7 protein-coding genes are annotated in these 6,984 nt (G+C 69.8%); 6 read left to right on the forward strand and 1 reads right to left on the reverse strand.

The genetic code is table 11. The annotated features are described in order from the left end of the window. Nucleotides 1-63: 63 nt before the first annotated feature. From tig to V6U88_RS26295, 6 genes are all read left to right on the forward strand, one after another. Nucleotides 64-1,416, forward strand: a complete 1,353-nt coding sequence (gene tig / locus V6U88_RS26270) for a trigger factor (protein ID WP_334457004.1) — start codon at nucleotides 64-66, stop codon at nucleotides 1,414-1,416. A gap of 172 nt (nucleotides 1,417-1,588) precedes the next feature. Beyond that, nucleotides 1,589-2,230 carry an ATP-dependent Clp protease proteolytic subunit gene (locus tag V6U88_RS26275; RefSeq protein ID WP_334457005.1) on the forward strand — a complete coding sequence of 214 codons (642 nt, stop codon included), beginning with the start codon at nucleotides 1,589-1,591 and terminating at the stop codon, nucleotides 2,228-2,230. A gap of 10 nt (nucleotides 2,231-2,240) precedes the next feature. Then, entirely contained in the window at nucleotides 2,241-2,903 is a 663-nt protein-coding gene (locus V6U88_RS26280; RefSeq protein ID WP_088960729.1) for an ATP-dependent Clp protease proteolytic subunit, read from the forward strand. A 212-nt stretch (nucleotides 2,904-3,115) separates the two neighbouring features. Continuing rightward, nucleotides 3,116-4,411: an ATP-dependent Clp protease ATP-binding subunit ClpX gene (clpX, locus tag V6U88_RS26285; RefSeq protein ID WP_334457006.1), complete on the forward strand. Its 1,296-nt coding sequence runs from the start codon at nucleotides 3,116-3,118 to the stop codon at nucleotides 4,409-4,411. 107 nt (nucleotides 4,412-4,518) lie between these two features. Beyond that, nucleotides 4,519-5,352 (forward strand): EamA family transporter, encoded by an 834-nt coding sequence (locus tag V6U88_RS26290; RefSeq protein ID WP_334457007.1) that lies wholly within the window; start codon nucleotides 4,519-4,521, stop codon nucleotides 5,350-5,352. Between the two features lie 39 nt (nucleotides 5,353-5,391). Continuing rightward, nucleotides 5,392-6,189 carry a carbon-nitrogen hydrolase family protein gene (locus tag V6U88_RS26295; protein WP_334457008.1) on the forward strand — a complete coding sequence of 266 codons (798 nt, stop codon included), beginning with the start codon at nucleotides 5,392-5,394 and terminating at the stop codon, nucleotides 6,187-6,189. Between the two features lie 7 nt (nucleotides 6,190-6,196). On the opposite strand, the gene V6U88_RS26300 is transcribed toward V6U88_RS26295, so the two are convergent. Continuing rightward, on the reverse strand, nucleotides 6,197-6,424 hold the full coding sequence (locus tag V6U88_RS26300; protein ID WP_334457009.1) for a hypothetical protein: 228 nt from the start codon (nucleotides 6,422-6,424) through the stop codon (nucleotides 6,197-6,199). Between the last annotated feature and the right edge of the window lie 560 nt (nucleotides 6,425-6,984).

The following is a 6,984-nucleotide window of genomic DNA, read 5'->3' on the forward strand; positions in this document are numbered from 1 at the left end:
CGCCTACACTCGATGCGCGCAAACACGCCCAGACTCAACTGAGATCCGTCAAGGAGTACGCCTGTGAAGAGCACCGTCGAGACTCTGAGCCCGACGCGCGTGCGGCTCGCCATCGAGGTGCCGTTCGTCGAGCTCGAGCCGAGCCTCAAGAAGGCGTACCGGGAGATCGGTTCGCAGGTGCAGGTTCCCGGCTTCCGCCGGGGCAAGGTGCCGGCCGCCGTCATCGACCAGCGGGTGGGCCGGGGCACCGTCCTCAACGAGGCGGTGCAGGAGGCCATCCCGCAGAACATCCTCGCCGCGGTCCGTGAGCACGACCTGAAGACCCTCGGCCGCCCGGAGGTCGAGATCACCGAGTTCAACGACGGTGACTCGCTGAACTTCACCGCCGAGGTCGACGTCCGGCCCGAGATCACGCTGCCGGACCCGGCCACCGTCGAGGTGACCGTGGACGAGCTCCAGATCGACGACAGCGAGATCGACGAGCAGGTCAAGAACCTGCGCGAGCGCTTCGCCACCCTCAAGACGGTCGAGCGGGCCGCCCAGGAGGGCGACTACGTCCAGATCGACCTGAACGCCACCGTCGACGGCGAGGACGTGCCGGGCGGCTCGGCCAGCAACATCTCGCACGAGGTCGGCAGCAAGCAGCTCCTGCCGGGGCTGGACGAGGCCCTGGTCGGCCTCGCCGCCGGGGAGAGCACCACCTTCACCACCCAGCTCGTGGGCGGCGACTTCGCCGGCCGCGACGCCGAGGTGGCGGTGACCGTCCGCACGGTCAAGGAGAAGGAGCTGCCGGAGCTGGACGACGACTTCGCGCAGATGGCCAGCGAGTTCGACACCATCGCCGAGCTCCGTGACGACGTGCGCGAGCGGGTCACCCGGGGCAAGCGGGTCGAGCAGATCTACGCCGCCCGCGACAAGGCGCTCGAGCAGCTCGTCGCGGCCGCCGAGGTGCCGGCGCCGGAGGGTGTCGTCCGCGAGGAGGTCGAGAGCCGCAAGGCGGCGATGATCGACCAGCTCGAGCGGATCGGCGCCTCGCTGGAGGAGTACCTCGCGGCGGAGGAGAAGACCGAGGAGCAGATCGACGCCGAGCTGAACGAGGCGGCGACCGAGGGCGTCAAGATCCAGCTCCTGCTGGACACGCTGGCCGACGCCGAGGACGTCCAGGTCTCCGACGACGAGTTCGGCCACGAGATCGTGCACCGCGCGCAGCGGGCCGGAATGGCGCCGCAGCAGTACTACGACCAGCTGGTGCGCTCCGGCTCGGCCGCCGCCGTCTTCGGTGACGTCCGTCGGGGCAAGGCCCTCGCCGCGGTCATGGAGAAGATCAAGATCAAGGACTCCGCCGGCAACGAGGTGACCCTCGACGCGCTGCGGGCCGAGAGCGAGCAGGCGCACGAGCACGACCACGAGCACTGATTCTTCCCGGTAGGCCGCCGTCCGCCCGTTGTGGTGGACGGCGGCCGAAACCGTTTTCCGGGTACGTCTCCAGGTCAGCTGCGCTGAGAGCGAACAGTGCCCCGACCGGGAGTCGATCACCCGGCTGAGCGGTTAGTGTCGGGGAGGACGGTACGGAGAGCGAAGGGCTGCCATGACCGACATGCACATCCCAGCGAAGCCGCTCCGGGCGATCGAGGCCCGCGGTGGCGACACCATTGGCAACCTCGACGACTCGGTCTACAACCGGTTGCTCAAGGAGCGGATCGTATTCCTGGGCAGCGAGGTGACCGACCAGGTCGCCAACCGCATTTGCGCGCAGCTGCTGCTGCTCGCCGCGGAGGACCCGGACCGCGACATCAACCTCTGGATCAACTCGCCGGGTGGCTCGGTCTACTCCGGCATGGCGATCTACGACACCATGCAGTTCATCGACAACGACGTGTCGACCGTGGCGATGGGCATGGCGGCCTCCATGGGCCAGCTGCTGCTCTGCGCCGGCACCAAGGGCAAGCGGTACGCCCTCCCGCACGCGCGGATCATGATGCACCAGCCGTCCGGTGGTCTCGGCGGCACGGCCTCCGACATCGCGATCCAGGCCGAGCAGATGCTCTACACCAAGCGGATGTTCCAGGAGCGGGTCGCGCACCACACCGGCCAGAGCCAGGCGCAGATCGAGGCGGACTCGGACCGGGACCGTTGGTTCACCGCCCAGGAGGCCATGGACTACGGCTTCATCGACAAGGTGATCATCGGGGCCGCTCAGGTTCCGGATGGCGCCGGGACCCTGAGCTGAGGAGCTGACGATGACCGATCTGAGCCTGCCGCCCCAGTTCGCGGCCGTGCACAACCGCTACGTGCTTCCGTCGTTCGTCGAGCGCACGTCGTACGGGGTCAAGGAGTCCAACCCGTACAACAAGCTCTTCGAGGACCGGATCATCTTCCTCGGCGTCCAGGTGGACGACGCGTCGGCCAACGACGTGATGGCGCAGCTGCTGACGCTCGAGGGCACCGACCCGGACCGCGACATCATCATGTACATCAACTCGCCGGGTGGCTCGTTCACCGCGATGACGGCGATCTACGACACCATGCAGTACGTCCGTCCGGATATCTCCACCGTCTGCCTGGGCCAGGCGGCCAGCGCGGCGGCGGTCCTGCTGTCGGCGGGCACCCCGGGCAAGCGGATGGCGCTGCCGAACTCGCGGATCATCATCCACCAGCCGGCCACCGAGGGCGGCTACGGGCAGGGCTCGGACATCGAGATCCAGGCCCGGGAGATCCTGCGGATGCGGACCCAGCTGGAGGACATGCTCTCCCGGCACTGCAACCGCCCGATCGAGCAGGTCCGCAAGGACATCGACCGGGACAAGATCATGACGGCCGAGGAGGCCAAGGAGTACGGGCTGGTCGACACGATCCTGACCAGCCGCAAGAAGGGCCTGCTGGCGGCGAACGCCGCGAGCTGAGCAGTACCGGGTCGGAGGTCGGTCGGGGCGTCGTTCCCGGCCGACCTCTGACACACCCGTTTTGGGGGTCGGAGAAACCTCCGTCAGCGGGTAACGTCGGTTCCGTACCGCTGGGCCGGATCGGGCCGGCGGGCAGGGATCGAGACGGACGGGCGCGCGGCGCCCGCAGGTCAGGGCCGGCGTTCCGGCCGACGAGTGCAGGGAGAACGTAGGTGGCACGGATCGGTGACGGCGGCGACCTACTGAAGTGCTCCTTCTGTGGCAAGTCGCAGAAGCAGGTCAAGAAACTCATCGCGGGCCCCGGGGTCTACATCTGCGACGAGTGCATCGATCTCTGCAACGAGATCATCGAGGAGGAGCTGGCCGAGTCCGGCGAGGTGAAGTGGGAAGAGCTTCCCAAGCCGATGGAGATCTGCCAGTTCCTCGACAACTACGTCGTCGGCCAGGACCAGGCCAAGAAGGCGCTCGCCGTCGCGGTCTACAACCACTACAAGCGGATCCAGGCCGAGGCGGCCGGCGCGCCGGGCTCCGGCAGCGACGCCGTCGAGCTGGCCAAGTCCAACATCCTGCTGCTCGGGCCGACCGGCTGCGGCAAGACCCACCTGGCGCAGACCCTGGCCCGGATGCTGAACGTCCCGTTCGCCATCGCCGACGCCACCGCGCTGACCGAGGCCGGGTACGTCGGTGAGGACGTGGAGAACATCCTCCTCAAGCTGATCCAGGCGGCGGACTACGACATCAAGCGCGCCGAGACCGGCATCATCTACATCGACGAGGTCGACAAGATCGCCCGCAAGTCGGAGAACCCGTCGATCACCCGGGACGTCTCCGGCGAGGGCGTGCAGCAGGCGCTGCTGAAGATGCTGGAAGGCACGGTGGCCAACGTGCCGCCGCAGGGCGGGCGCAAGCACCCGCACCAGGAGTTCATCCAGATCGACACCACCAACGTGCTGTTCATCTGCGGCGGGGCCTTCGCCGGGCTCGACCAGATCATCGAGGCCCGCACCGGCCACGGCGGCACCGGCTTCGGCGCCCGGCTCCGGTCGGTCTCCGAGCGGTCGACCGACGACATCTTCAGCCAGGTGATGCCGGAGGACATGCTCAAGTTCGGGCTGATCCCCGAGTTCGTCGGCCGGCTGCCGGTGATCACCAACGTGCGCAGCCTGGACCGCACCGCCCTGGTCCGGATCCTCACCGAGCCGCGCAACGCGCTGGTCAAGCAGTACCAGCGGCTCTTCGAGCTGGACGGGGTCGAGCTGGAGTTCGACGAGCCGGCGCTGGAGGCGATCGCCGACCAGGCGATGCTGCGCGGCACCGGCGCCCGTGGCCTGCGCGCCATCATCGAGGAGGTCCTGCTCTCCGCGATGTTCGAGGTGCCGAGCAACCCCGACGCGGCCCGCGTGCTGATCACCCGTGAGGTGGTCCTGGAGAACGTCAACCCGACCATCGTTCCGCGGGAGTTCACCGGTCGCCGGGCCCGCCGGGACCGCGAGGAGAAGTCGGCCTGACCGGCGTTCCACACTGACGACGACAGCACGCCCACCGATGGTGGCCGTGCTGTCGTCGTACGGGATCACGGTGGCCGGCCCTGCCCGCCGTCTGGTAGGACCGTCCGGTGTTCCCCATCATGCTCGCGGCGGTCTCCGCGGTCGCGTTCGGCACCGCCGACTTCTCCGGCGGCAAGGCGTCCCGCCGCGCTGACCCGGTCGCCGTCACCGTGGTCTCCCAGCTTCTGAGCCTGCCGCTGCTGCTCCTGCTGGTGCTGGTGGTACCCGGCACACCGACCACCGTCGACCTGGCGTGGGGGCTCGGTGCGGGCGTCGCCGGCGCGGCCGGGGTGATGCTGCTCTACCGGGCCCTGGCCGCCGGGATGATGGCCGTGGTCGCACCGGTCACCGCGATCACCGCCGCGGTGGTGCCGATCGTCGCGGGTCTGCTGACCGCGCGCTGGCCGGGCACCCTCGCACTCTGCGGGGCGGGCCTCGCCGTGCTCGCCATCGCCCTGGTCAGCCTCGGTGAGGGCGGCGCGCGGGGCGCGGTCTCCACCCGGCTGATCGGGTTGGCCCTCGTCGCCGGAGCCCTCTTCGGGGTCTTCTTCGCCCTGCTCGGTCAGGCCGACCGCGCCGCCGGGATGTGGCCGGTGCTGGCGCTGCGGCTCAGTTCCATCGTCTTCGGCGTCGCGCTCGCCGTCGGCACCGGGGTGCGTCTGCGGATCGGCCCGCGGGTGCTGGGCTGGGCGGCCGCGGCCGGCCTGCTCGACAGCGCCGCGAACGCGCTCTACCTGGCCGCCGCGGGTCGCGGTCACCTGAGCGTCGTCGCCGCGATCGCGGCGCTCTACCCGGCCAGCACCGTGCTGCTCGCGCTCGCCGTGGACCGGGAACGGCTCCGGCCGGTGCAGTTGGCCGGGCTCGGGTTCGCCGCCGGTGCCCTGGTGCTCGCCAGCGTCTGACGCTGTCGCCGCCCGGCGTCCGCCCGTACCCTGATCTCCATGCGCGTCGCCGTCTGCCAGCTCAACGCCCGCGACGACCGGGCCGCCAACCTGGCCGCCGCCGAGGCCCTTCTGGTCAGGGCCGCGGCGGCCGGCGCGGATCTCGCGGTCCTTCCGGAGTACGTCGACTACCTCGGCCCGAGCAGGGGCATGCCGGAGCCGGAGCCGGTGGACGGCACGGTGGGCAGGTTCTTCGCCGGTGTCGCCGAGCGGCTCGGCATCTGGGTGGTGGCGGGCTCGTTCCACGAGGCGGGCCCGGATGAGGCACACACCTGGAACACCTCGCTGGTCTTCGACCGCTCCGGCGCCCTCGCCGCCAGCTACCGCAAGATCCACCTGTACGACGTGGAGATCCCGGGGCGGGTGTCGTACCTCGAATCGGCGACGGTCGCCCCCGGCGACCAGCCGGTGGTGGTCGACGTCGAGGGGCTGCGGGTGGGTCTGTCGATCTGCTACGACCTGCGCTTCCCCGAGCTCTATCGGCTGCTGGCCGTCGACGGGGGAGCGCAGCTGCTCGTGGTGCCGGCCGCGTTCATGATGCACACCGGCCGGGACCACTGGGAGGTGCTGCTGCGGGCGCGGGCGATCGAGAACCAGTGCTTCGTGGCCGCCGCCGGCCAGATCGGTGACCACGAGCCGGGGCGTACCTGCTTCGGGCGCAGCATGGTGGTCGACCCGTGGGGGACGGTGCTCGGCCAGGTGTCCGACGGCCCCGGCCTGACCGTGGTCGACCTCGACCTCGACCGCCTGCACACGATCCGCGCGGAGCTGCCCAGCCTCGCCAACCGGCGGCTCTGAGGGCCGGTCAGCCCTGGACGAGCACGCCGATGACGGTCAGGCCGACGATCGCCGCGCCGGTGACGAGCAGGGCCGTGGTCATCCGGGATCGGCCGCGCCGAGCCAGTCGCGCGATGGAGAGCAGGACGACGGCGAGCACGACCGCGGCGATCACCAGCTGCCAGAAGGGCGCCAGGAGTCCGAGCAGCGCCTCGTCGGCGAGCGTCACCGCCGCGGGTCGGGACACGTCATCCATGGCAGCCACTCTGGCACGTCGCCGCCCGCGCGGGGAGCGCCGTGCGCGATCGGGTACGCCGGCGCGGCGCCGGATCGCCCGCGCCGGACCACTGACGATCATTGATTTGCCTTCTCGGGGTCCCTCCGCGTAACTTTCTCTCTGCACGCGGGAGGCCGGGTAAACCGGCCGAGAGTGGGCACCAGGCTCGTGGCGGGAACGCCGAGCGAGGCTGAGGCGGGCGGTGCGAGGCACTCCGGAAGACGGGGTTGCGATCGCGAGACCGACCGGGTAGAGTGCGAAAGCCGGCAGGGAGCCGGGCGGGTGGCCGCGAAGCGGCGATCGGCCGGTCTGCCGACTTCCCACGACAGCAACGACCGCCGGATACGGCGTGCGTCAGCGTGGATCGGGCTGAGCCAAGTTGATGACCTTGAGAACGAGGTTGACAGCGAGGGTCGGGCCGGGTAAGTTAGAGAGGTTGCCCCGGACGGGGGTTCTACGGTGTAGAGCTTTCGGATGGTGTGTGGTTGTTCTTTGAGAACTCAACAGGGTGCTTGTAAAGCCAGTGCCAATTATGATTT

It is taken from the genome of Micromonospora sp. CPCC 205739, assembly GCF_036906795.1.
Lineage (GTDB): Bacteria > Actinomycetota > Actinomycetes > Mycobacteriales > Micromonosporaceae > Micromonospora.